The following is a 21,176-nucleotide window of genomic DNA, read 5'->3' on the forward strand; positions in this document are numbered from 1 at the left end:
GCCCGGCGCGAGCGGAGCGGGAAGTTACAGGCGTGCCGCGGCGAAGGTGTCGCACTTGCCGACCTGGCCGCCCTCGAAGCCCAGCTTGAACCAGCGCATGCGCTGCGCCGAGGTGCCGTGAGTGAAGGAGTCCGGCACCACGCGACCGCGGGATTGCTCCTGCAGACGGTCGTCGCCGATGGCGTTGGCGGCGTTCAGGGCCTCCTCGATGTCGCCGGGCTCCAGCCAGTTCAGGCGCTGCTGGGCATGGTAGGCCCAGACCCCGGCCAGGCAGTCGGCCTGCAGTTCCTGGCGGACCAGCAGGCCGCTGTCGCCCTCCACCCGCTCGCCGCGCTGGCGGGCGGCGTTGACCCTGGCGCTGATTCCCAACAGGGTTTGCACATGGTGGCCCACCTCGTGGGCGATCACGTAGGCCTGGGCGAAGTCGCCGGCCGCAGAGAAGCGCTGTTCCATCTCGCGAAAGAACTCCAGGTCGAGGTACACCTGACGGTCGCCGGGACAGTAGAAGGGGCCGGTGGCCGAGGAGGCGAAGCCGCAGGCGGAGCTCACCCCGCCGCGGAACAGCACCAGCTTGGGATCCTGGTACTGGCGGCCGGCCTGCTGGAAGATCGCCCGCCAGGTATCCTCGGTGTCGCCGAGCACGGCGCGGACGAACTCGGCCTGCTCGTCGTCGGCCGCCGGGGCGCGGCCCTGGGTGGAGGAGGGCACGCTGACCGACTGCTGGCTCATGCTCACCACGTTGCCGAGGATCTGCAGCGGGTCCTGGCCGCTGAGCAGGCCGATCACCACCACCACGGCCACCGCGCCGAGGCTGAGGCCCTTGCCGCCTCCCATGCGCATGCCACCGCTGCCGCGGGCATCCACCACGTTGTCGCTGCGACGGGCTTTTTTCCAGAGCATCTCGCAATCCTCAGAAGAACCTGGCCTTCAAAGTGTCGTCCCTGTGCGGCCCGGCTGCCAGGCTACCGGTCCGGAATCCGGCCTCAGCGGCCCGGGTAGTCTGCCAGCAGTTGCTGCCGGCCGTCGCGGCCTACGCCGATCACCTGGTAGGCGTCCTGGTGGTCGCCCATCTCCATGCCCGGCGAGCCCATGGGCATGCCCGGCACCGCGGCGCCTAGCAGGTCGGGGCGCTGGCGTAGCCTGAGGATGTCGGCGGCCGGCACGTGGCCCTCGACGAACTTGCCGTCGATCACCCCGGTGTGGCAGGAGCCGAGACTGTAGGGCACGCCGAGGCGCAGTTTGACCGCCGCCATGTCCTGCTCGACGTGGTCGCGGACCGTGAAGCCGTGCTCCTCGAGGTGGCGGACCCATGCTTTGCAGCAGCCGCAGTTGGCGTCGCGGTGGACATCGATGACTGGAGCCTCGCTCGCCTGGGCGAGGCCGGTGAGCAGGCCGGCGAGAAGCAGCAGCTGGCGCATGGAAGCTCTTCCTGTGTGGGTAAAGCGGGCAGCTTAGCCGCCACTGGGGGAAGCGCCAAGCGTCGTCGGTTATGGGATGCATTTGGCAGTTTCGGGCAGGCGGTGCGAACGAAAACGCGTTCGGCGGGTCTGTGCAGGGTCACAAGAGGCAAACCCCAATGACTTTCGCACGAATCATCCTGGCCATTCAGATCCTGATTCTGGGTGGCGTGGGCATGGCCTATTGGGTGCGACCCTACGAGATGGCCAATCTCAACGGCCTGCTGCTCATGGAAAGCATTTCGGTGATCAACGTGCGGGTCTGGTTAGGCGGCCTGCAGGTCGGCCTGGCGCTGTTCCTCGGCTCGACCCTGCGCGACCGCGCCAGCATCCGCAGCGGCCTGATGCTGGTCATGCTGCTGCAGGGCACCCTGGCCCTGGCGCGCATCACCGCGGTGTGGCTGGACCGCGACAGCCTGCTGCTGGAGGACTATTCCGCGCTCTCGGTGAAGGTGTTCACCGCTCTGCTGGCCGGCCTGGCACTGTGGCGCCTGGACCTTCTGGAGCGCCGGGAAGCCCTGGCGGCGCAGCGCCTGCTGGCCGCGGACGGCGGCGAGGTGCCGCCGCAGGACTGATTGTGCGGGCTCGCTAGGTGGCTTCGGGGGCATCCTGGGAATGCCCGACCGAGGTATCCGCGTCGTCTGGAAATAGCCGGGCGCAGGTCAGCCGGGTCGTCCTTGCGGGCACGCGCATTCCCTCTCCCGTTACGGGAGAGGGGGCTCTCTTCCCGGGGGAGAGGGAAAGGGGATGGCCCGGCTCTAGCGGCGTTCCAGAAGCACGCCGGCTTCCATGTGCGGGGTGTAGGGGAACTGGTCGAACAGGGCGCAGCGCACGACGCGGTGGGTGTCGTGCAGTTGGGCGATGTTCGCCGCCAGCGTCTGCGGATTGCAGGAGATGTACAGAATGCGTCCGAAGCGCCGGGTCAGCTCGCAGGTGTCCGGGTCCATGCCGGCGCGCGGCGGGTCGACGAACACGGTGCCGAACCGGTAGCTCTTCAGGTCGATGCCGGCCAGGCGGCGGAACGGACGCACCTCGTTCAGCGCCTGGGTGAGTTCCTCGGCGGACAGGCGCACCAAGGCCACGTTGTCGATGCCGTTGTCGGCCAGGTTGGCCAACGCGGCCTGCACCGAGGTCTTGCTGATCTCGGTGGCCAGCACCTGGCGCACCCGGGTGGCCAGCGGCAGGGTGAAGTTGCCGTTGCCGCAGTACAGCTCCAGCAGGTCGTCGTCGCGCTCGCCGAGCATCTCGTAGGCCCAGCCGAGCATCTTCCGGCATACCTCGCCGTTGGGCTGGGTGAAGGCACCCTCCGGCTGACGGTAACGGAAGCGCCGGCCGGCCACCTCCAGTTCCTCCTCCACGTAGTCACGGCCGATCACCAGGCGCTGGCCGCGCGAGCGGCCCACCAGGCTGACCCCCAGCTCGCCGGCCAGGCGCTCGGCCTCGGCCTGCCAGGCGGCGTCCAGCGGACGGTGGTAGCAGAGGGTGATCAGTGCGTCGCCGGACAGGGTGGTGAGGAACTCCACCTGGAACAGCTTGAAGCCGAGCACCTGACTGGCCTGCCAGGCGGCCTGCAGGGACGGCATCAGCTCGTTGATGCGCCGGCTGGCGATGGGGAAGCGGTCGATGAGGATCGGCGTGCGCTTGTCGCCGGGGGCGAACATCGCGTAGTGGCGCCGCTCACCCTCGCGCCACAGGCGGAACTCGGTGCGCAGGCGGTAGTGCTCGCGGGGCGAGTCGAATACCTGCGGTTCGGGGGCGTCGAAGGGCGCCAGCAGTTCGGCGAGGCGGCGGGCCTTGTCAGCGAGCTGGCGGTCGTACTGCGCGGGGTTGAAGTCGGGAGCGCTCATCAGTGCGGGAAGGCCATCTTGATCACGAACAGGATGGACAGGATCACCAGGGCCGGGCTCAGCTCGTTCCAGCGGCCGGACAGGGTCTTGATCGCCGCCCAGGCGATGAAGCCGAAGGCGATGCCCTCGGCGATGGAGTAGGTGAAGGGCATGGCCAGGGCGGTGACCAGCACCGGCGCGGCGGTGGTCAGGTCGCTCCAGTCGATCTCCGCCAGGCCCGAGGCCATCAGCACGGCGACGAAGAACAGCGCCGGCGCGGTGGCATAGGCCGGGATGCTGCCGGCCAGCGGGGAGAGGAACAGGGCCAGGAGGAACAGCACGGCGACCACGCAGGCGGTCAGCCCGGTGCGCCCGCCGACGCTCACCCCGGCGGCCGATTCGATGTAGCTGGTGGTGGTCGAGGTGCCCAGCAGGGAGCCGCCCATGGCCGCCGTGCTGTCGGCGATCAGCGCGCGCCCCATCTTCGGCATATGGCCGTCGGCGCGCATCAGTCCGGCCTTCTTGGCCACCGCGATGAGGGTCCCGGAGTTGTCGAACAGGTCGACGAACAGGAAGGCGAAGATCACCGTGACCAGACCGATCTCCAGGGCGCCGCGGATGTCCAGCTGCAGGAAGGTGGGGGCCAGGGACGGCGGCATGGAGATCAGCCCGCCGAATTCGGAGATGCCCAGCAGGATGCCCACCACGGTTACCGCAAGGATGCCGATCAGCACCGAGCCGGTGACCTTGCGGGCGTCCAGGGCGACGATCAGGAAGAAGCCGAGCACCGCGAGGATAGGCTCTGGTCTGGTGAGGTCGCCGACGGTCAGCATGGTGGCCGGGTGGGCGGCGACGATGCCGGCCTTCTGCAGGGCGATCAGGGCGAGGAACAGGCCGATGCCGGCGGCGATCGCCGAGCGCAGGGCCAGCGGGATGCTGTTGATGATCCACTCGCGGATGCGCAGGATCGACAGGACGAAGAACATCACCGCGGAGAGGAACACCGCGCCCAGCGCCACCTGCCAGCTGTGCCCCATGTGCAGCACCACGGTGTAGGTGAAGAAGGCGTTGAGGCCCATGCCGGGAGCCAGGGCGATCGGGTAGTTGGCGATCAGGCCCATGATTGCCGAGCCGATGGCGGCGGCCAGGCAGGTGGCGACGAACACCGCGCCCTTGTCCATGCCGGTCTCGCCGAGGATCGCCGGGTTGACGAAGAGGATGTAGGCCATGGTCAGGAAGGTGGTGACCCCGGCGAGGACTTCGGTGCGCACGTTGGTGTTGTGGGCGTGGAGTTGGAATAGTCTTTCCAGCATGAGAGGCTCCCGGGCAGCGGAGGGTGCAGGCACAAGCTAAGCACGTCTGCCTGCGGCCTGCCGAAAGGCGGCGCATCATACCAGCTGGCCCGCAGCCGGTGAATTTCGCCGGCGCGGGCCGCCCATCGACCCCATTACAGGATGAGAGCCATGACAGTCCGAGCCCTGATCGCCGTCGCCGACGGCGTGGAAGACCTGGAAACCGTGACCCTGATCGACGTGCTGCGCCGCGCCGAGGTGGAAGTGGTAGTGGCCAGCATCGAAGCGCGGCGGATGATCACCTGCGCTCGCGGCACCCGGCTGACCGCCGACGCCATGCTGGTCGACCTGCTGGCACAGGACTTCGAGCTGATCGCCCTGCCCGGCGGCATGCCCGGGGCGGAGCGCCTGGCCGGGCACGGCCCGCTGGGCGAGCTGGTGGTTCGCCAGGCCAAGGCCGGCAAGCTGTTCGCCGCGATCTGCGCGGCGCCGGCGCTGGCCCTGCAGCAGTACGGGGTGCTGCGCCAGCGGCGGATGACCTGCTACCCGGCGTTCAGCGACCGGCTGTCCGGCTGCAGCTTCGTCGACGAGCCGGTGGTGGTGGACGGCAACTGCATCACCAGCCAGGGGCCGGGCACCGCGCTGGCCTTCGCACTGACCCTGGTCGAGCAGTTGGCCGGCAAGGGCAAACGCAACGCGGTGGCCAAGGCGATGCTGGCCGCCTGACCTTCGTTACCTCGCTTCCTCGGGCTCGTGCATGTGGTCGCGGCGCGCCAGGGTGGGGAACAGCTTCACCCAGAGGCCGGCGACCAGCACCGCGCCGATCCCGCCGATCAGCACCGCCGGCACGGTGCCGAACCAGGCGGCGCTGAGCCCGGCGCGGAAGTCGCCGAGCTGGTTGGAGGCGCCGATGAACAGCGAGTTCACCGCGCCGACCCGGCCGCGCATGTCGTCCGGAGTCTGCAGCTGCACGAAGGCGCCGCGGATCACCATGCTCACCATGTCCGCCGCGCCCATCAGCACCAGGCTGGCCAGGCTGAACCACAGCGAGGTGGAGAGGCCGAAGGCGATGGTCGCCACGCCGAAGATCGCCACCGAGATGAACATCACCGGGCCCACCTTGCGTTCGATGGGGAAGCGCGCCAGCCAGATCGACATCAGCAGCGCGCCCACCGCCGGCGCCGAGCGCAGCAGGCCGAGGCCCCAGGGACCGGTGAGCAGGATGTCCTTGGCGAACACCGGGAGCAGGGCGGTGGCGCCGCTGAGCAGCACCGCGGCCATGTCCATGGACACCGCGCCGAACACGTCGGCACGGCTGCGCAGGAAGCGGAAGCCGGCCAGCAGGGAGCGTAGCGAGGGTTTCTCGTTGCTCGGCGTCTGGTTGTTGGGCAACTGCAGCATCAGGCACAGCGCGGCCAGGTAAAGAACCGCCGCAGGGCCGTAGACCCATAGCGGGGAGAGGGCGTAGAGCAGGCCGCCGAGCGCCGGCGCGACTATGGTGGCCATCTGCATGGCCGAGGCCGAGGCGGCCACCGCGGCGGGGAACAGGCTGCCGGGGACGATGTTCGGCAGCAGCGCCTGAGTGGTGGGCATCTCGAAGGCCCGCGCGGTGCCGAGCAGGAAGGCGATCAGGAAGATCAGCTCACGGCTCAGGCCGTCGCCGAGCACCGCGACCAGCAGGCTGAGCGCTACCAGGCCCTGGCCGGCCTGGCAGAGGGCCGCCACCTTACGGCGATCGAAGCGGTCGGCGACGTGCCCGGTGAGCAGGATGAACAGTACCTTGGGCATGAACTCGATGAGGCCGACCAGACCGAGGTCCAGCACGTTGCCGGTCAGGCTGTAGAGCTGCCAGCCGATGGCCACGGTGAGCATCTGGAAGCCGCTGGCGGTGAAGACCCGGGCGAACCAGTAGGCGAGAAAGGGTCTCTGATGACGAAGCAGGAGTTTCTGGTGGGTGGACATGGCAGGGACCGATGCTTAGCGAGCTAATAGTTTGCCAGCGTCGCGGCCTGCCTGTAACCGGGGGCTGTGATAATCGCCCGTTGCGTGCGGGGACGGCGCGCAGCCGGCTCCGTGACAATCCGTCACAGCGGCAATCCACCACAGCGGAAAGCGTGTCGGACGGAGTTAGGCTTTCTGGCATATCTTGATCCGGGTCAAGACCTCGGCCCGGACTTTCCGGTAGGCACCTGCCGCGTGACGACGGGCGGATCCGGAACTCCCGAACGTGCGGCTGCCCTCGGGCCGGTCGCAGCAACTGAGCGAGGAGGCCCTATGTTTGGTTTGGATGCCCTGGAACTGGCCCGCATCCAGTTCGCCTTCACCGTGTCCTTCCACATCATCTTCCCGGCGATCACCATCGGCCTGGCCAGCTACCTGGCGGTGCTGGAAGGGCTGTGGCTGAAGAGCGGCGAGGAGGTGTACCGCGACCTCTACCACTTCTGGTCGAAGATCTTCGCGGTCAACTTCGGCATGGGCGTGGTTTCCGGGCTGGTCATGGCCTACCAGTTCGGCACCAACTGGAGCGCCTTCTCCGACTTCGCCGGCGCGGTCACCGGGCCCCTGCTGACCTACGAGGTGCTCACCGCCTTCTTCCTCGAGGCGGGCTTCCTCGGCGTGATGCTGTTCGGCTGGAACCGGGTCGGCCCCGGCCTGCACTTCCTCTCCACGCTGATGGTGGCGCTGGGCACCCTGCTGTCCACCTTCTGGATCCTCGCCTCCAACAGCTGGATGCACACGCCGCAGGGCTACGAGATCCTCGACGGCCGGGTGGTGCCGGTGGACTGGCTGGCGGTGATTTTCAATCCCTCCTTCCCCTACCGGCTGGCGCACATGGCCACCGCGGCCTTCCTGGCCACCGCCTTCTTCGTCGGCGCTTCGGCGGCCTGGCACCTGCTGCGCGGGCGCGACACCCCGCCGATCCGCAAGATGCTCTCCATGGCCATGTGGATGGCCCTGCTGGTGGCGCCGCTGCAGGCCTTCATCGGCGATCTGCACGGCCTCGACACCCTCAGGCACCAGCCGGCGAAGATCGCCGCGGTGGAGGGCCACTGGGACAACAGCAGCGGCGAGCCGACTCCGCTGATCCTGGTCGGCTGGCCGGACATGGCCCGCGAGGAGACCCGCTTCAAGGTGGAGATCCCCTACCTGGGCAGCCTGATCCTCACCCACAGCCTGGACGAGCAGGTGCCGGCGTTGAAGGAGTTCCCGCCCGAGGACCGGCCCAACTCGCTGGTGGTGTTCTGGTCGTTCCGCCTCATGGTGGCCCTCGGCCTGCTGATGATCCTCACCGGCGTCTGGAGCCTCTGGCTGCGCTGGCGCGGGCGGCTCTACCAGACGCGGCCGTTCCTCCACCTGTGCCTGTGGATGGGGCCCGCGGGGCTGCTGGCGATCCTCGCCGGCTGGTTCACCACCGAGGTGGGTCGCCAGCCCTGGGTGGTCTACGGGCTGTTGCGCACCGCCGATGCGGTGTCCGGCCACGGGGCGCTGCAGATGGGCGTGACCCTGGCGCTGTTCGTGGTGGTGTACTGCGCGATCTTCGGCGTCGGCATCAGCTACGTGTTGCGCCTGGTGCGCAAGGGGCCGGTCAGCGCCGAGGGCCGGTTGCCCAGTCCCGGCGGCCCCGGCCAGCCGCGCACCCCGGCGCGGCCGCTATCGGCTCCCGACGAGGGGCTGGACGAAAGCGTCGCCAGCGACGCGCTGCACGGGAGGAACTGAGTCATGGGCATCGATCTTTCCCTGATCTGGGCGGTGATCATCATCTTCGGGGTGATGATGTACGTGGTGATGGACGGCTTCGACCTGGGCATTGGCATCCTCTTCCCCTTCGTCAGGGACCGGGGCGAGCGCGACCTGATGATGAACACCGTGGCGCCGGTGTGGGACGGCAACGAGACCTGGCTGGTGCTGGGCGGCGCGGGGCTCTTCGCGGCCTTCCCGATGGCCTACTCGGTGGTGCTCTCGGCGCTCTACCTGCCCATCGTGTTGATGCTCATCGGCCTGATCTTCCGCGGCGTGGCCTTCGAGTTCCGCTTCAAGGCCAAGCTCAGCCGCCAGCACCTGTGGGACAAGGCGTTCATCGGCGGTTCCCTGGCGGCGACCTTCTTCCAGGGCGTGACCTTGGGCGCCTTCATCGACGGCCTGGCGGTGGAGAACCGCGTCTACGTCGGCGGCGCCCTGGACTGGCTGACGCCTTTCTCGGTGTTCTGCGGCCTGGCGCTGATCGTCGCCTACGCGCTGCTCGGTTGTACCTGGCTGATCATGAAGACCGAGGGGCGCCTGCAACGCCAGATGCACGATCTGGGCAGCCCGCTGGTCTGGGCGCTGCTGGCGGTCACCGGTATCGTCAGCCTGTGGACACCGCTGGCACACCCGGCCATCGCCGAGCGCTGGTTCAGCCTGCCCAACCTGTTCTGGTTCCTTCCGGTGCCGCTGCTGGTGCTGCTGTGCACCTTCGCGCTGCTGCGGGCGATCCACCGCAACGCCCACTACGCGCCTTTCGTCCTCACCCTGGCGCTGATCTTTCTCGGCTACAGCGGCCTGGGGATCAGCCTGTGGCCGCACATCATCCCGCCGGCGGTGAGCATCTGGGACGCCGCCGCGCCGCCGCAGAGCCAGGGATTCGCACTGGTCGGCGCGCTGTTCATCATCCCCTTCATCCTCATGTACACCGCCTGGAGCTACTACGTGTTCCGCGGCAAGGTGACACCGGATCAGGGCTACCACTGATGGCTGGACCGCCGCGTTCCCCGCTCTGGCAGCGCCTGGCCTGGCTGCTGGCGATCTGGACGGCCAGCGTGCTGGCCCTCGGCGTGGTGGCCTGGCTGCTGCGTCTGCTGATGACGGCTGCGGGGCTGCGCGCCTAGGACTTCCCCCGCCCGACACCCCCCGGGAGGGCCAGCCGTTACTTGCGCGCCTTCAGCACCACGAACTTGGGCGTCGCCGCCACCTGTTCCACGCTGCGGAACAGCCGCTTGAGCTTGACGTGGTAGCCCAGGTGGCGGTTGCCGACGATCCACAGTTCGCCGCCGCTCACCAACGCCGCGCGAGCCTGCTGGAACATGCGCCAGGCGAGGAAGTCGCCGACCACCTGCTGCTGGTGGAAGGGCGGGTTGCACAGCACCAGGTCCAAGGACTCCGCCGGCTGCCCGGCCAGGCCGTCGGCGGCGCGGATCTCCACCGGTCGCGCGCCGAGCGCGGCCTGCCAGTTCTCCGTGGCGGACTGCACCGCCATGTAGGACTCGTCCACCAGGGTCAGCTGCGCCTCGGGGTTGGCCAGCGCGCAGGCGATACCGAGCACGCCGTTGCCGCAGCCGAGGTCCGCCACCCGCGCCGTGCCCAGTCCCGTGGGCAGATGGGGCAGGAAGGCGCGGGTGCCGATGTCCAGCCCTTCTCGGCAGAACACGTTGGCATGGTTGGCCAGCTCCAGCTCGGACGGCGGGGAAGCTACCGCGCTAGGCGATAGTGCGTTGGAACCAGGCCCTAAATGCTCATTCGCACCCGGCAAGCTGCGCTTTTTCGCCTGGTTCCGGCTTGCCTCGCCGCCGCTCGTCACGCTTCCCAGCCGCCCTAGATCCAGGCGGTAGCGGGTCGGGTAGGGCGACACCGGCGCCGGGCGCGGCTCCGGCGTGGCGAACAGCAGGCGGGCCTTCTTCACCGCCAGGGAGGCCTGCACCGAGCCGATGTATTGCTCCAGCAGGTCGCCGGCGGCGCGCGGCAGGTGCTTGACCATGCCCGCGGCGATCACCCGCGCGCCGGGTGCCAGCCGGCCGTGCAGGCGAATCAGCTGTTCCTCGAGCAGCGCCAGAGTCTTGGGCACGCGGATCAGCACCAGGTCGAAGGGCCCTTCCGGGGTAGCGCTGGCCGGCACGAAGCGTACCGAGTCCGTGTCCAGGCCGTTGCGCGCCAGGTTCTTGCCGAGGGCCAGGCAGCCCAGATGCGAGTCGCCGCTGCTGGTCACCCGAGCGTGGGGCGCCAGCGCGCAGGCCAGGGCGCCGAAGCCGTCGTTGAGCAGCAGTACCCGGGTCTCGCGGTCCAGCCCCTGCTCGTGCAGGTGGTTGAGCAGGTACTCGTCGGCGGCGTCGAAGGCCTGCAGCGGGTCGTCGCGGCGCTCCGGCTGGCGGATCAGGTCGAGGCTGGCGAAAGGCGTAGCGAATATAGGCATAAGAACTGGCGGTGTTTCCCGGCGCGCATTTGCGCGAGACTGGCTGGGCAAAGAGGAGCGCAAGTATGACCGCCAGCGCAGAGAAGTTCACCCGCCAGACCATCCGTGACATCCGCCCCCTGACGCCCAGTCTGTTCACCTTCCGCACCAGCCGGGACCCGGGCTTTCGCTTCCGCGCCGGACAGTTCGCCCGCCTGGGGGTGGCCAAGGCCGACGGCAGCCTGGTCTGGCGCGCCTACTCGATGGTCTCCGCGCCCCACGACGAGTTCCTCGAGTTCTTCTCCATCGTGGTCCCCGACGGCGAGTTCACCAGCGAGCTGGCCCGCCTGCGTGAGGGCGACTGCCTGCTGGTGGACCGCCAGGCCTTCGGCTTCCTGACCCTCGACCGCTTCCCGGACGGCCGCGACCTCTGGCTGCTCGGCACTGGCACCGGGCTGGCGCCCTTCCTGTCGATCCTCCAGGACTTCGAGGCCTGGGAGCGCTTCGACAACATCGTGCTGGTCTACAGCGTGCGCAATGCCCGCGAGCTGGCCTACCAGGAGCTGATCGCCGGGCTGAAGGAGCGCGACTACCTGGCCGAGCACGTCCACAAACTGCGCTACATCCCGGTGGTGACCCGCGAGCCCTATCCCGGCGCGCTCAACCGACGCATCACCACCCTGATCGACGACGGCGAGCTGGAGCGCGCCGCCGGCCTGGAGCTGGACCCGGCCCGCTCGCGGATCATGCTCTGCGGCAACCCGCAGATGATCGAGGACACCCGGGCGGTGCTGAAGAAACGCGGCATGAGCCTGGCGCTGACCCGCAGGCCGGGGCAGATCGCGGTGGAGAACTACTGGTAGGCGGGAAAGCAGGGGATGGGCGGCCGACGTTGCCGGTCGGCCGCCCGGGGGAATGCTACTTCTGCTGGTTCTTGAGCAGGTCGCGGATCTCGGCCAGCAGCTCCTGCTCCTTGGTCGGTGCCGGCGGCTCTTCCGGCGCGGCGGCCTCCTCGCGCTTCAGCTTGTTCAGTGCCTTGATGCCCATGAAGATGGCGAAGGAGATGATGGTGAAGTCGATGACCGTCTGGATGAACTTGCCGTAGCCGATCGCCACCGCCGGGTTGTCGTCTTCCGCGGCCTTCAGGGTGATGGCCAGATCGGAGAAGTCCACCCCGCCGATCAGGATGCCCAGCGGCGGCATGATCACGTCGCCAACGAAGGACGAGACGATCTTGCCGAACGCCGCGCCGATGATGATGCCCACTGCCATGTCGACGACATTTCCCTTGACCGCGAAGGCCTTGAACTCGCTGAGCAGACTCATTGTGTGACTCCCTGTGTTTTGAGTGAGGTGCGCGCAGTGTAATCCAGGCGGCCCCGGTTGCGGAGCGCCGTGTCGCGGATCGTCCCGACAGGGCGGCTTTCGTCGCCAGGCCGGGGCATTCGCGGTGCGCTGAACTAGTCTTCTGGATGACCATCATCCGCGAGGAGGGGCCACCAATGCCGCTCGAACACCATCCGTTGCACCGCGAATTCCCCCAGTACCAGAACCAGCTGCGCGCCCTGATGCAGGCCGATGCCAAGTTCTCCCGCCTGGTCGAGGAATACCAGGCCATCGACCAGCGGATCTACGACGCCGAGGACGGCCGCCAGCCGCTGGACGACCAGGCTCTGCAGGGCCTCAAGCTGCAGCGGGTCAACCTCAAGGATCAGATCGTCCGCATGCTCCAGCAGTCGGGGGCATGACCAGCCCTTGACCTCCGTCAAGCGAGGGATCGGCCGACAAGGCTAGGCTTGTCGACAGATTTTTTCCTGGAGTAGCGACCATGCCTGACAAGCACCGCTCCCACGGTACCGTCCGCCTGCCGCGTGGCGCTTCCCTCGGTCGGCAGCGTGAACGCCTGGCCCGCCTGCAGCAGCAGTTCGAATCGGTCGAACGCCGGATCTTTCGCATCGAAAGCGGCCTCGAGCCGCCCGAGACCCTCAGCCTGACCGCGCTGCGCCTGTATCGCAGCGGACTGCAGGAGGACATCACCCGCCTGCGCAACCAGCTCGGCCTGCCGGCTCGGCAATCCATTCGCCTGTCGCTGGTATGATGCGCGCTTTCCCCTTCACGGAGAGCATCCATGGCCAAGGCCAAGCGCATCTATGGCTGCACGGAGTGCGGCGCGACCTTTCCCAAATGGGCCGGCCAGTGCGCTGACTGCGGGGCCTGGAACACCCTGGTGGAGACCGTCGAGCCGGCCGGTGCCGGCTCCGAGGCGCGCGGCGGCTGGGCCGGCCAGCAGGCCCAGGTGAAGACCCTGGCCGAGGTCAGCGTCGAGGAAATGCCGCGCTTCCCCACCGGCTCGGTGGAGCTCGACCGGGTGCTCGGTGGCGGCCTGGTGGACGGCTCGGTGGTGCTGATCGGCGGCGACCCGGGGATCGGCAAGTCCACCATCCTGCTGCAGACCCTGTGCAACATCGCCCAGCGCTTCCCGGCGCTGTACGTCACCGGCGAAGAGTCCCAGCAGCAGGTCGCCATGCGCGCGCGGCGCCTGGGCCTGCCGGAGGACCGCCTCAAGGTGATGACCGAGACCTGCATCGAGGCGATCATCGCCACTGCCCGCCGCGAACAGCCCAAGGTCATGGTGGTGGACTCCATCCAGACCATCTTCACCGAGCAGCTGCAGTCCGCCCCCGGCGGCGTCGCCCAGGTGCGCGAGAGCGCCGCCCTGCTGGTGCGCTACGCCAAGCAGAGCGGCACGGCGATCTTCCTGGTCGGCCACGTCACCAAGGAGGGCGCGCTGGCCGGCCCGCGGGTGCTCGAGCACATGGTCGACACCGTGCTCTACTTCGAGGGCGAGTCCGACGGCCGCCTGCGCCTGCTGCGCGCGGTGAAGAACCGCTTCGGCGCGGTCAACGAGCTGGGCGTGTTCGGCATGACCGACCGCGGCCTCAAGGAGGTCTCCAACCCCTCGGCGATCTTCCTGACTCGTGCCCAGTCGGAGGTGCCCGGCAGCGTGGTGATGGCCACCTGGGAGGGCACCCGGCCGATGCTGGTGGAGGTGCAGGCCCTGGTGGACACCAGCCACCTGGCCAACCCGCGGCGCGTCACTCTGGGCCTGGACCAGAACCGCCTGGCCATGCTGCTCGCCGTGCTGCATCGCCACGGCGGCATCCCCACCCACGACCAGGACGTGTTCCTCAACGTGGTGGGGGGGGTGAAGGTGCTGGAGACCGCCTCGGACCTGGCGCTGATGGCCGCGGTGATGTCCAGCCTGCGCAACCGGCCGTTGCCCCACGACCTGCTGGTGTTCGGCGAGGTCGGCCTGTCCGGCGAGGTGCGTCCGGTGCCGAGCGGTCAGGAGCGCCTCAAGGAAGCCGCCAAGCACGGTTTCAAGCGCGCCATCGTGCCTAGGGGCAATGCGCCCAAGGAACCGCCGGCCGGCCTGCAGGTGGTTGCCGTGACCCGTCTGGAGCAGGCCCTCGACGCCCTCTTCGAGTGACCTGCGACGCTCTGTCGCTGCCCCGGCGCAGGCGTGCTTGTCGCAGATCAATGTCCGCTGCGCCCTGCGGCAGGAGCATGGAGTCGACTTCATCACGGAGGTGGAATCCATGTTCCTGTTCTTCGACCTCTTCGCCAAAATCCTCAACTACGAACCGGGCCGTCCGCGCGACAGCGCCGAGGAGCGTCGCGAGGCGAGCATCGGCGCACGACGGGTTGCCCGTCGCCGCGCTGCGCTGTGATGCCTGAGGGGAAGACGGAAGGGCGCCTGGTGCGCCCTTTCCTGTCCTGGGGGGCGCTCATGGCCTGCCCAGGGCGGCCAGTTCCCGGTCCAGCAGCCGTGCGTCGCCGAGGTTGAGCTCCACCAGGCGGCGCAGGTGGCTGAGCGAGTCCAGGTCGATGGCCCGGCACTCGAAGCCGAGCAGGCCATCGCGGCTGTGCGCCAGGCGCACTTCCATCTGCACCACCACCTCGGCGGACAGCGCGATGCGTACCGCGAAGGGCGCGTCGGCATCGCCGGCCCAGCCCGCCGGCCGCTCGACCAGCAGGCCCTTGAGCGACAGGTCGTGGAGCACCACCGGCCAGCAGCGTCCGGCCTGGCAGAGCTGGGTGTCGGCGTCGAAGGCCACGCGCTGGAAGCGTCTTCGTTCGGGCTGGGAATCGTTCATCCGGGAAATCCTCCGTGTTGCGTCCCACCACTATAGCCAGCGCCGCACGCGGGCACGGTAGCGCCGGTAGGCGTCGCCGAACAGGCGCTCCAGCACGGCCTCCTCGTGGACGATCACGGCGCGGTTCATGACAAGGATCAGCAGCGGCAGGAGGAGCCACGGCCACCAGCTGTGCAGCAGCAGGCCGATACCGGCGTAGATCAGGGTGAAGCCCAGGTAGATGGGGTTGCGCGAGTAGCGGAAGGGACCCCTCTGCAGCAGGCGTTTGGGCTTCTTGTAGGGATTGAGGGTGGTGTCGTGCTGGGTCAGGGCGAGGGCCGACCAGGCGGCCAGCAGGATGCCGGCGTCGATCAGCCCCCAGCCGAAGTAACGGGTCCAGTCGTTCTCGGCGAGGGGGAGGGGTAGGAGTTCCGCCAGGGCCCAGGCGAGGGCCACGAAGATCAGGTAGATCAAAGGCGGCGGGAGCAGGACGCGATCTTGACGGGTGGACATGGTGCCTCCTGGCAGGAATCGATAGCGGCAACTTTGTCTTTCTTCTGGATTGACAGCACGGGAAGTGTCGCTAAAGCTGCTGAGGGCTGTCGATGCCTGAGCCGTAGTCGTGGGTCGGGAGCCTAGGAAAGAGTGTTACCAACGAAGAAAATGGAGTGATTTATGGACAAGCGACTGCTGAGCAAAGGTTTGATCATCGGCATGCTGAGCGCTGTGAGCCTCGGCGCCCAGGCCGACGCCGCCGGCGGTAACGGCTGCGGTTGGGGCAACATGCTGTTCGAAGGCCAGCGCGGTCTAGGGCCGCACATCCTGGCCACCACCACCAACGGCACCTCCGGTAACGCCACCTTCGGCATGACCTCCGGCACCAACGGCTGCGACACCAGCGGGCGTCTTGGCTACAACGGCCGCTCTTGGCTGGCCATGAACGGCATGCTTGACTCCATCGCCGAAGACATGGCCCAGGGCCAGGGCGAAGCCCTGGACGCCTACGCCGTGCTGCTGGGCGTCGAGAAGCAGGACCGCGCCCACTTCGCCAAGGTCACCCACGAGAACTTCAACGTGATCTTCAGCAGCCCCGACGTGACCAGCGAGGAAGTGCTGAACGCCACCCTCGAGGTGATGAGCCGCGATGCGCAGCTGGCCCGCTACGCCAAGCAGTCCGCCTGATCGACAGCCGCATCAGCGAAGCCGGGCCCATGCCCGGCTTTCGTTTTTTCGGACGGTCGCTTGCGACTTTCGTAGGGTCAAGAATGGCCAACTCCGAGCAAAGCGCTAAGCTAGGGCGCTTGCAGTCCGAAAAACCATCCGGAGTAACCCATGAACAATAACAATAGCGTCCTGCGGCACCTGCCCTGGGTGGTGGTGGCCGTGATCGGCGCCTTCGCCTTGGGGGTGGTCGCCTTGCGTCGTGGCGAAGCGATCAACGCGCTGTGGATCGTGGTCGCCGCCGTAGCCATCTACCTGATCGCCTACCGCTACTACGCTCTGTTCATCGCCAATCGGGTGATGCAGCTCGATCCGAGCCGCGCTACCCCGGCACTGATCCACAACGACGGCCTGGACTACGTGCCCACCAACAAGCACGTGCTGTTCGGCCACCACTTCGCCGCCATCGCCGGCGCCGGCCCGCTGGTGGGCCCGGTGCTCGCCGCGCAGATGGGCTACCTGCCCGGCACCCTGTGGCTGATCGCCGGGGTGGTGCTGGCCGGCGCGGTGCAGGACTTCATGGTCCTGTTCCTTTCCACCCGCCGCAACGGCCGCTCGCTGGGCGAGATGGTTCGCGAGGAGATGGGCCAGGTGCCCGGCACCATCGCCCTGTTCGGCTGCTTCCTGATCATGATCATCATCCTCGCGGTGCTCTCGCTGATCGTGGTCAAGGCCCTGGCGGAAAGTCCCTGGGGCATGTTCACGGTGATGGCGACCATCCCCATCGCGGTGTTCATGGGCCTCTACATGCGCTTCATTCGCCCCGGGCGGATCGGCGAGATATCGGTGATCGGCGTGGCCCTGCTGCTCGGCTCCATCTGGCTGGGCGGGCAGATCGCCCAGGATCCCGAGTGGGCGCCCGTGTTCACCTTCACCGGCGTGCAGATCACCTGGATGCTGGTGGGCTACGGCTTCGTCGCCGCGGTGCTGCCGGTGTGGCTGATCCTCGCCCCGCGCGACTACCTGTCCACCTTCCTGAAGATCGGCACCATCGTCGGTCTGGCCATCGGCATCCTCATCGTCATGCCGGAGCTGAAGATGCCAGCGCTGACCCAGTTCGTCGACGGTACGGGGCCAGTGTGGAAGGGCAGCCTGTTCCCCTTCCTGTTCATCACCATCGCCTGCGGTGCGGTATCGGGCTTCCATGCGCTGATCTCCTCGGGCACCACGCCCAAGCTGTTGGCCAGCGAGGCTCATGCCCGCTACATCGGCTACGGCGGCATGCTGATGGAGTCTTTCGTGGCCATCATGGCGATGGTCGCCGCCGCGGTGATCGAGCCGGGCATCTACTTCGCCATGAACAGCCCGGCGGCCATCGTCGGTGCGGACACCGCCAGCGTCGCTGCCACAGTGAGCAGCTGGGGCTTCCTGATCACCCCCGAGCAGCTGGAGGCCACCGCCCGCGACATCGGCGAGACCACTATCCTGTCCCGTGCCGGCGGCGCGCCGACCCTGGCGGTAGGCATCGCCTACATCCTCCATCAGGTGCTGCCGGGCGACGGCGCCATGGCCTTCTGGTACCACTTCGCGATCCTCTTCGAGGCGCTATTCATCCTCACCGCGGTGGATGCCGGTACCCGTGCCGGCCGCTTCATGCTCCAGGACCTGCTCGGCGAGTTCGTGCCGGCGCTGAGCAACACCGAGTCCTGGGCCGCCAACATGCTGGCCACCGCCGGTTGCGTGGCGCTCTGGGGCTGGCTGCTCTACCAGGGCGTGGTGGATCCGCTGGGCGGCATCAATACCCTGTGGCCACTGTTCGGCATCTCCAACCAGATGCTCGCCGGCATCGCGCTGATGCTTGGCACTGTGGTGCTGATCAAGATGAAGCGTCAGCGCTATGCCTGGGTGACCATGCTGCCGGCCCTCTGGCTGCTGATCTGCACCACCAGCGCCAGCCTGATCAAGCTGTTCGACTCCAACCCGGCGGTCGGCTTCCTGGCTTTGGCCGACAAGTACCGCGCCGCGCTGGATGCCGGCGAGGTGCTGGCTCCGGCGAAGAGCATCGAGCAGATGCACCACGTGATCTTCAACGCCTACACCAACGCGGCGCTGACCGTGCTGTTCCTGCTGGTGGTGTTCAGCATCCTGTACTATTCGGTGCGCGTCAGCCTCCGGGCCCTGCGCGAGGAGCAGCGTTCCGACCAGGAAATGCCGTTCCAGCCGATTCCCGAGGTATGAGAGGATTCCGGCCCCCGAGCGGGGCCGGAACCGTCAGGTGGCCGCTAATGTTCAACGACTTGAGTCGACTGGGTAAGTATCTCGGCCAGGCCGCCCGCCTGATGGTGGGCATGCCGGATTACGACAACTACGTCGAACACATGCGCAGGAAGCATCCCGGCCAGCCGGTGATGAGCTACGAGGAATTCTTCCGCGAGCGCCAGGAGGCGCGCTACGGCGGCGGCAAGGGCAAGCCCTTCCGCTGCTGCTGATGTCCGACGCCACGCCCCTACGTGGCGCTTTTCTTTCCGGACCCGATAGGGGTCTTCAGCGTTGCTTTCCAGGAATAGCCATGTCCCAGACTCCCATTCCCGTCACCGTGCTCAGCGGCTTTCTCGGCGCGGGCAAGACCACCCTGCTGCGCTACCTGCTGCGTGCCGAGCACGGCCTGAAGATTGCGGTGATCGAGAACGAGTTCGCCGCCAGCGGGATTGACAGCCAGCTACTCGGCGACGCCCCGGCGCAGGTCGTCACTCTGGCCAACGGCTGCGTGTGCTGCAGCATCCACGGCGACCTCGAGCGCGCCCTGTTCCTCCTCCTGGAGCGTCTGGACAGCGGCGAGATCGCCTTCGACCGCCTGGTGATCGAGTGCACCGGCCTGGCCGATCCGGCACCCATCGCCCAGACCTTCTTCGTCGATGAGGAACTGCGCGAGCGCTACCTGCTGGATGCGGTGGTCACCCTGGTGGACGCCGCGCATGCCGAGGTTCACCTGCAGCAGGCCATCGCCCAGGCGCAGGTAGGTATCGCCGACCGCATCCTGGTCAGCAAGCGCGACCTGGTGGACGCTGCCGCCTTCGAGGCGCTCTGCGAGCGGCTGACCCACATCAACCGCCGGGCGCCGATCCAGGTGGTTGAGCACGGGTGCATCGACCTGAGCCAACTGCTCGACGTGCGTGGCTTCAACCTCAACGCCGAGATGGGCCTGAGCCTGCGCCCTCTGCGCCCGGTGGCCAAGGCCGACCGCATCGCCAGCCTGGTGCTGCGCAGCGAGCGGCCGTTGGACCTCGGCCGACTGAGCGACTTCATGAACGATCTCCTGGAGAATCACGGCCTCTCGCTGCTGCGCTACAAGGGCGTGCTGAATATCGCCGGCGAGGCACGGCGCCTGGTGTTCCAGGGCGTGCTCAGGCTCTACGGCTTCGACTGGGACGCGGAGTGGGGCGCCGACGAGCCGCGCGAGAGCGTGCTGGTGTTCATCGGCGACGAGCTTCCGGAGGAGCGGATTCGCGCCGGGTTCGCGGCGGTGGCCGGCGACCTGGCCTGAGTCTCGCCAGTATGGAGGGAGGCTGCGGCCTCCCTTGGCGTTTGCGCTGTGCTCGGTAGGGCGGTCGGCGGCGTCCTACCGGAGCTGTGCCCGCGGTGCTGTACGTCGGGTTGATAGTTGGCTTACTAACTTTGTGGTAATATGGGGCATCTCCGCAATCGGTATCTCACCGTGTTTCTGTTCTTCGACATCTTCGCCAAAAACCTGCAGATCGACCTTCCTCGCCGCGAGCACCTGGCCTTCAAGGAACGCCAGCAAGCCAAGCTCCTCCGCCGCCGCCACCGCAAGTCCGAGCGCCCGCGCTGACCCGGCGCATCCCGCCTGAGGGCCTCCGGCCTGCACTGACTTGCCTGACCTGTCGGCAGGTTTTCCAAACGTCCAGCCAGTAGATGATCCCGCACGGGCCGTCGGCTTCTGTCAGCGTGCGTTCCTGTGCCAGCGCCGCTGGCCGGTCGCGAGGCCTGCCGGCAGCGTTGACGCGGCAAAAGAAAAGGGAGGCCGAGGCCTCCCTTTTTCTTTCGGGGCTGTGCCGTTCGCTCTTAGTCGAACAGGCCGAAGGTCAGGTAGCTCCACCAGGAGCGGCCGCGCCGCGGTATGCTGGCTTCTGCGTCTTCCTCGTTTTCCTCGTTGGCGTCCTGGTTCTCCGGCAGCAGCTCTTCGGGAATCGCGTCCTGGGCGTCCTGGAACTGCTTGAGCACGTCCTGGCTGGCACGGGTCTCGCCCGGGGGCAGCGGTGCGTCGCTCTCGATCAGGCCGAGGGTCATGCGGCTCAGCCAAGAGCGGTGGTCTTCCTCGGTCTCGCGCGGCTTGAACTCGCCGTCCTTGATCGAGGGGTGGTCCGGGTAGTTGAGCTTGAGGGTTTCCAGGCTGGTGGCGGCCAGGTCGTCGAGGTGCAGGCGCTGGTAGGCCTCCACCATGATCGCCAGGCCGTCGCCCACCGCCGGAGTTTCCTGGAAGTTCTCCACCACGTAGCGGCCGCGGTTGGCGGCGGCCACGTAGGCCTGGCGCTTCAGGTAGTAGTTGCCGACATGCACCTCGTAGGCGGCCAGCAGGTTGCGCAGGTAGATCATGCGCTGCTTGGCGTCCGGCGCGTAGCGGCTGTTCGGGAAGCGGCTGGTGAGTTGGGCGAACTCGTTGAAGGAGTCGCGCGCCGCGCCCGGGTCGCGCTTGGTCATGTCCAGCGGCAGGAAGCGCGAGAGCAGGCCACGGTCCTGGTCGAAGGAGGCCAGGCCCTTGAGGTAGTAGGCGTAGTCGACGTCCGGATGCTGCGGATGCAGGCGGATGAAGCGCTCGGCGGCGGCGCGCGCGGCTTCCGGTTCGCCGTTCTTGTAGTAGGCGTAGATCAGTTCCAGCTGGGCCTGTTCCGCGTAGCGGCCGAACGGATAGCGGGACTCCAGAGCCTTCAGCTTGTTCACGGCGCTGGTGTAGCTCTTGTTGTCCAGGTCGGCCTGGGCCTGCCGGTACAGCTCCGCCTCGCTGAGGTTCTCATCGACCTGTTCCTTGGTCGAGGAACAGGCGGCGGTAAGGGCGAGGATGGCGATCAGCAGCAGGTGTTTCACTTGCATGGCGGCTTGCGTCCCTGTGACGGCCGGCTGTCGTGGCCGGAACCGTCCTGTTA

25 protein-coding genes are annotated in these 21,176 nt (G+C 67.7%); 15 read left to right on the top strand and 10 right to left on the bottom strand.

From position 1 onward, the window contains the following. Nucleotides 1-24 precede the first annotated feature (24 nt). Both ypfJ and H165_RS0115010 read right to left on the bottom strand, forming a co-directional pair. Complete coding sequence (ypfJ, locus tag H165_RS0115005) at nucleotides 25-900, bottom strand: KPN_02809 family neutral zinc metallopeptidase (protein ID WP_017939763.1); 876 nt, start codon at nucleotides 898-900, stop codon at nucleotides 25-27. An 83-nt stretch (nucleotides 901-983) separates the two neighbouring features. Then, nucleotides 984-1,418 carry a DUF411 domain-containing protein gene (locus H165_RS0115010; protein ID WP_017939764.1) on the bottom strand — a complete coding sequence of 145 codons (435 nt, stop codon included), beginning with the start codon at nucleotides 1,416-1,418 and terminating at the stop codon, nucleotides 984-986. A 158-nt stretch (nucleotides 1,419-1,576) separates the two neighbouring features. Between H165_RS0115010 and H165_RS18660 the strand changes: the two genes are divergently transcribed. Then, entirely contained in the window at nucleotides 1,577-2,032 is a 456-nt protein-coding gene (locus H165_RS18660) for a DUF4345 family protein (RefSeq protein WP_017939765.1), read from the top strand. Nucleotides 2,033-2,215: 183 nt separating this feature from the next. Here H165_RS18660 and trmA read toward each other — a convergent pair whose 3' ends face one another. After that, nucleotides 2,216-3,304: a tRNA (uridine(54)-C5)-methyltransferase TrmA gene (gene trmA, locus H165_RS0115020; RefSeq protein WP_017939766.1), complete on the bottom strand. Its 1,089-nt coding sequence runs from the start codon at nucleotides 3,302-3,304 to the stop codon at nucleotides 2,216-2,218. Continuing rightward, the gene (locus H165_RS0115025) at nucleotides 3,304-4,596 is read right to left on the bottom strand and encodes an NCS2 family permease (RefSeq protein ID WP_017939767.1); all 1,293 of its coding nucleotides are present in this window, start codon (nucleotides 4,594-4,596) and stop codon (nucleotides 3,304-3,306) included. Before H165_RS0115025 ends, trmA begins: the two co-directional genes overlap by 1 nt. A gap of 150 nt (nucleotides 4,597-4,746) precedes the next feature. On the opposite strand from H165_RS0115025, the gene H165_RS0115030 reads away from it, so the two are divergent. Continuing rightward, nucleotides 4,747-5,301, top strand: a complete 555-nt coding sequence (locus H165_RS0115030; RefSeq protein WP_017939768.1) for a DJ-1 family glyoxalase III — start codon at nucleotides 4,747-4,749, stop codon at nucleotides 5,299-5,301. Between the two features lie 6 nt (nucleotides 5,302-5,307). Here the strand turns inward: H165_RS0115030 and H165_RS0115035 are convergent, their stop codons facing one another. Further along, entirely contained in the window at nucleotides 5,308-6,537 is a 1,230-nt protein-coding gene (locus H165_RS0115035) for an MFS transporter (protein WP_017939769.1), read from the bottom strand. A 312-nt stretch (nucleotides 6,538-6,849) separates the two neighbouring features. Between H165_RS0115035 and H165_RS0115040 the strand changes: the two genes are divergently transcribed. The 3 genes from H165_RS0115040 to H165_RS19275 are packed head-to-tail and all read left to right on the top strand — an operon-like array spanning nucleotide 6,850 to nucleotide 9,440. Continuing rightward, a complete protein-coding gene (locus tag H165_RS0115040; RefSeq protein ID WP_017939770.1) occupies nucleotides 6,850-8,292 on the top strand; it encodes a cytochrome ubiquinol oxidase subunit I in 1,443 nt (480 codons plus the stop codon). A gap of 3 nt (nucleotides 8,293-8,295) precedes the next feature. After that, complete coding sequence (gene cydB, locus H165_RS0115045; RefSeq protein ID WP_017939771.1) at nucleotides 8,296-9,303, top strand: cytochrome d ubiquinol oxidase subunit II; 1,008 nt, start codon at nucleotides 8,296-8,298, stop codon at nucleotides 9,301-9,303. Next, a complete protein-coding gene (locus tag H165_RS19275) occupies nucleotides 9,303-9,440 on the top strand; it encodes a DUF2474 domain-containing protein (protein ID WP_017939772.1) in 138 nt (45 codons plus the stop codon). The genes cydB and H165_RS19275 overlap by 1 nt, the downstream gene beginning before the upstream one ends. 38 nt (nucleotides 9,441-9,478) lie before the next feature. Here H165_RS19275 and H165_RS0115055 read toward each other — a convergent pair whose 3' ends face one another. Then, nucleotides 9,479-10,738, bottom strand: a complete 1,260-nt coding sequence (locus H165_RS0115055) for a methyltransferase (protein ID WP_017939773.1) — start codon at nucleotides 10,736-10,738, stop codon at nucleotides 9,479-9,481. 65 nt (nucleotides 10,739-10,803) lie between these two features. On the opposite strand from H165_RS0115055, the gene H165_RS0115060 reads away from it, so the two are divergent. Continuing rightward, the gene (locus H165_RS0115060) at nucleotides 10,804-11,580 is read left to right on the top strand and encodes a ferredoxin--NADP reductase (RefSeq protein ID WP_017939774.1); all 777 of its coding nucleotides are present in this window, start codon (nucleotides 10,804-10,806) and stop codon (nucleotides 11,578-11,580) included. Nucleotides 11,581-11,635: 55 nt separating this feature from the next. Here the strand turns inward: H165_RS0115060 and mscL are convergent, their stop codons facing one another. Then, nucleotides 11,636-12,043, bottom strand: a complete 408-nt coding sequence (gene mscL / locus H165_RS0115065; protein WP_017939775.1) for a large-conductance mechanosensitive channel protein MscL — start codon at nucleotides 12,041-12,043, stop codon at nucleotides 11,636-11,638. Between the two features lie 176 nt (nucleotides 12,044-12,219). Here mscL and H165_RS0115070 point away from each other — a divergent pair, with 176 nt between their 5' ends. The 4 genes from H165_RS0115070 (at nucleotide 12,220) to H165_RS0115085 (ending at nucleotide 14,448) form a co-directional block, all read left to right on the top strand. Continuing rightward, nucleotides 12,220-12,465, top strand: a complete 246-nt coding sequence (locus H165_RS0115070) for an HP1242/YdcH family protein (protein ID WP_017939776.1) — start codon at nucleotides 12,220-12,222, stop codon at nucleotides 12,463-12,465. A gap of 80 nt (nucleotides 12,466-12,545) precedes the next feature. Continuing rightward, on the top strand, nucleotides 12,546-12,815 hold the full coding sequence (locus tag H165_RS18665; RefSeq protein ID WP_017939777.1) for a hypothetical protein: 270 nt from the start codon (nucleotides 12,546-12,548) through the stop codon (nucleotides 12,813-12,815). A 30-nt stretch (nucleotides 12,816-12,845) separates the two neighbouring features. Beyond that, the gene (radA, locus tag H165_RS0115080) at nucleotides 12,846-14,207 is read left to right on the top strand and encodes a DNA repair protein RadA (RefSeq protein WP_017939778.1); all 1,362 of its coding nucleotides are present in this window, start codon (nucleotides 12,846-12,848) and stop codon (nucleotides 14,205-14,207) included. A 37-nt stretch (nucleotides 14,208-14,244) separates the two neighbouring features. Further along, entirely contained in the window at nucleotides 14,245-14,448 is a 204-nt protein-coding gene (locus H165_RS0115085) for a hypothetical protein (protein ID WP_017939779.1), read from the top strand. Between the two features lie 57 nt (nucleotides 14,449-14,505). On the opposite strand, the gene H165_RS0115090 is transcribed toward H165_RS0115085, so the two are convergent. Together H165_RS0115090 and H165_RS0115095 are read right to left on the bottom strand one after the other, a co-directional pair. Next, nucleotides 14,506-14,874 carry a PilZ domain-containing protein gene (locus H165_RS0115090; protein ID WP_017939780.1) on the bottom strand — a complete coding sequence of 123 codons (369 nt, stop codon included), beginning with the start codon at nucleotides 14,872-14,874 and terminating at the stop codon, nucleotides 14,506-14,508. A gap of 30 nt (nucleotides 14,875-14,904) precedes the next feature. After that, complete coding sequence (locus H165_RS0115095) at nucleotides 14,905-15,366, bottom strand: methyltransferase family protein (RefSeq protein WP_017939781.1); 462 nt, start codon at nucleotides 15,364-15,366, stop codon at nucleotides 14,905-14,907. Between the two features lie 162 nt (nucleotides 15,367-15,528). Here H165_RS0115095 and H165_RS0115100 point away from each other — a divergent pair, with 162 nt between their 5' ends. The 5 genes from H165_RS0115100 to H165_RS20115 all read left to right on the top strand — a co-directional run bounded on the left by H165_RS0115100 (nucleotide 15,529) and on the right by H165_RS20115 (nucleotide 19,864). Then, on the top strand, nucleotides 15,529-16,035 hold the full coding sequence (locus H165_RS0115100; RefSeq protein ID WP_017939782.1) for a DUF3015 domain-containing protein: 507 nt from the start codon (nucleotides 15,529-15,531) through the stop codon (nucleotides 16,033-16,035). 150 nt (nucleotides 16,036-16,185) lie between these two features. Further along, nucleotides 16,186-18,252 (top strand): carbon starvation CstA family protein, encoded by a 2,067-nt coding sequence (locus tag H165_RS0115105; RefSeq protein ID WP_017939783.1) that lies wholly within the window; start codon nucleotides 16,186-16,188, stop codon nucleotides 18,250-18,252. A gap of 47 nt (nucleotides 18,253-18,299) precedes the next feature. Continuing rightward, the gene (locus tag H165_RS0115110) at nucleotides 18,300-18,503 is read left to right on the top strand and encodes a YbdD/YjiX family protein (RefSeq protein WP_017939784.1); all 204 of its coding nucleotides are present in this window, start codon (nucleotides 18,300-18,302) and stop codon (nucleotides 18,501-18,503) included. 80 nt (nucleotides 18,504-18,583) lie between these two features. Then, a complete protein-coding gene (gene yjiA / locus H165_RS0115115; protein WP_017939785.1) occupies nucleotides 18,584-19,558 on the top strand; it encodes a GTPase in 975 nt (324 codons plus the stop codon). A gap of 171 nt (nucleotides 19,559-19,729) precedes the next feature. Next, entirely contained in the window at nucleotides 19,730-19,864 is a 135-nt protein-coding gene (locus tag H165_RS20115) for a hypothetical protein (protein WP_269319528.1), read from the top strand. 233 nt (nucleotides 19,865-20,097) lie between these two features. Here H165_RS20115 and H165_RS0115125 read toward each other — a convergent pair whose 3' ends face one another. Further along, nucleotides 20,098-21,123, bottom strand: coding sequence for an outer membrane protein assembly factor BamD (locus H165_RS0115125; RefSeq protein ID WP_017939787.1), 1,026 nt, complete (start codon nucleotides 21,121-21,123; stop codon nucleotides 20,098-20,100). Between the last annotated feature and the right edge of the window lie 53 nt (nucleotides 21,124-21,176).

The sequence above is a fragment of the Pseudomonas thermotolerans DSM 14292 genome (assembly GCF_000364625.1).
Lineage (GTDB): Bacteria > Pseudomonadota > Gammaproteobacteria > Pseudomonadales > Pseudomonadaceae > Aquipseudomonas > Aquipseudomonas thermotolerans.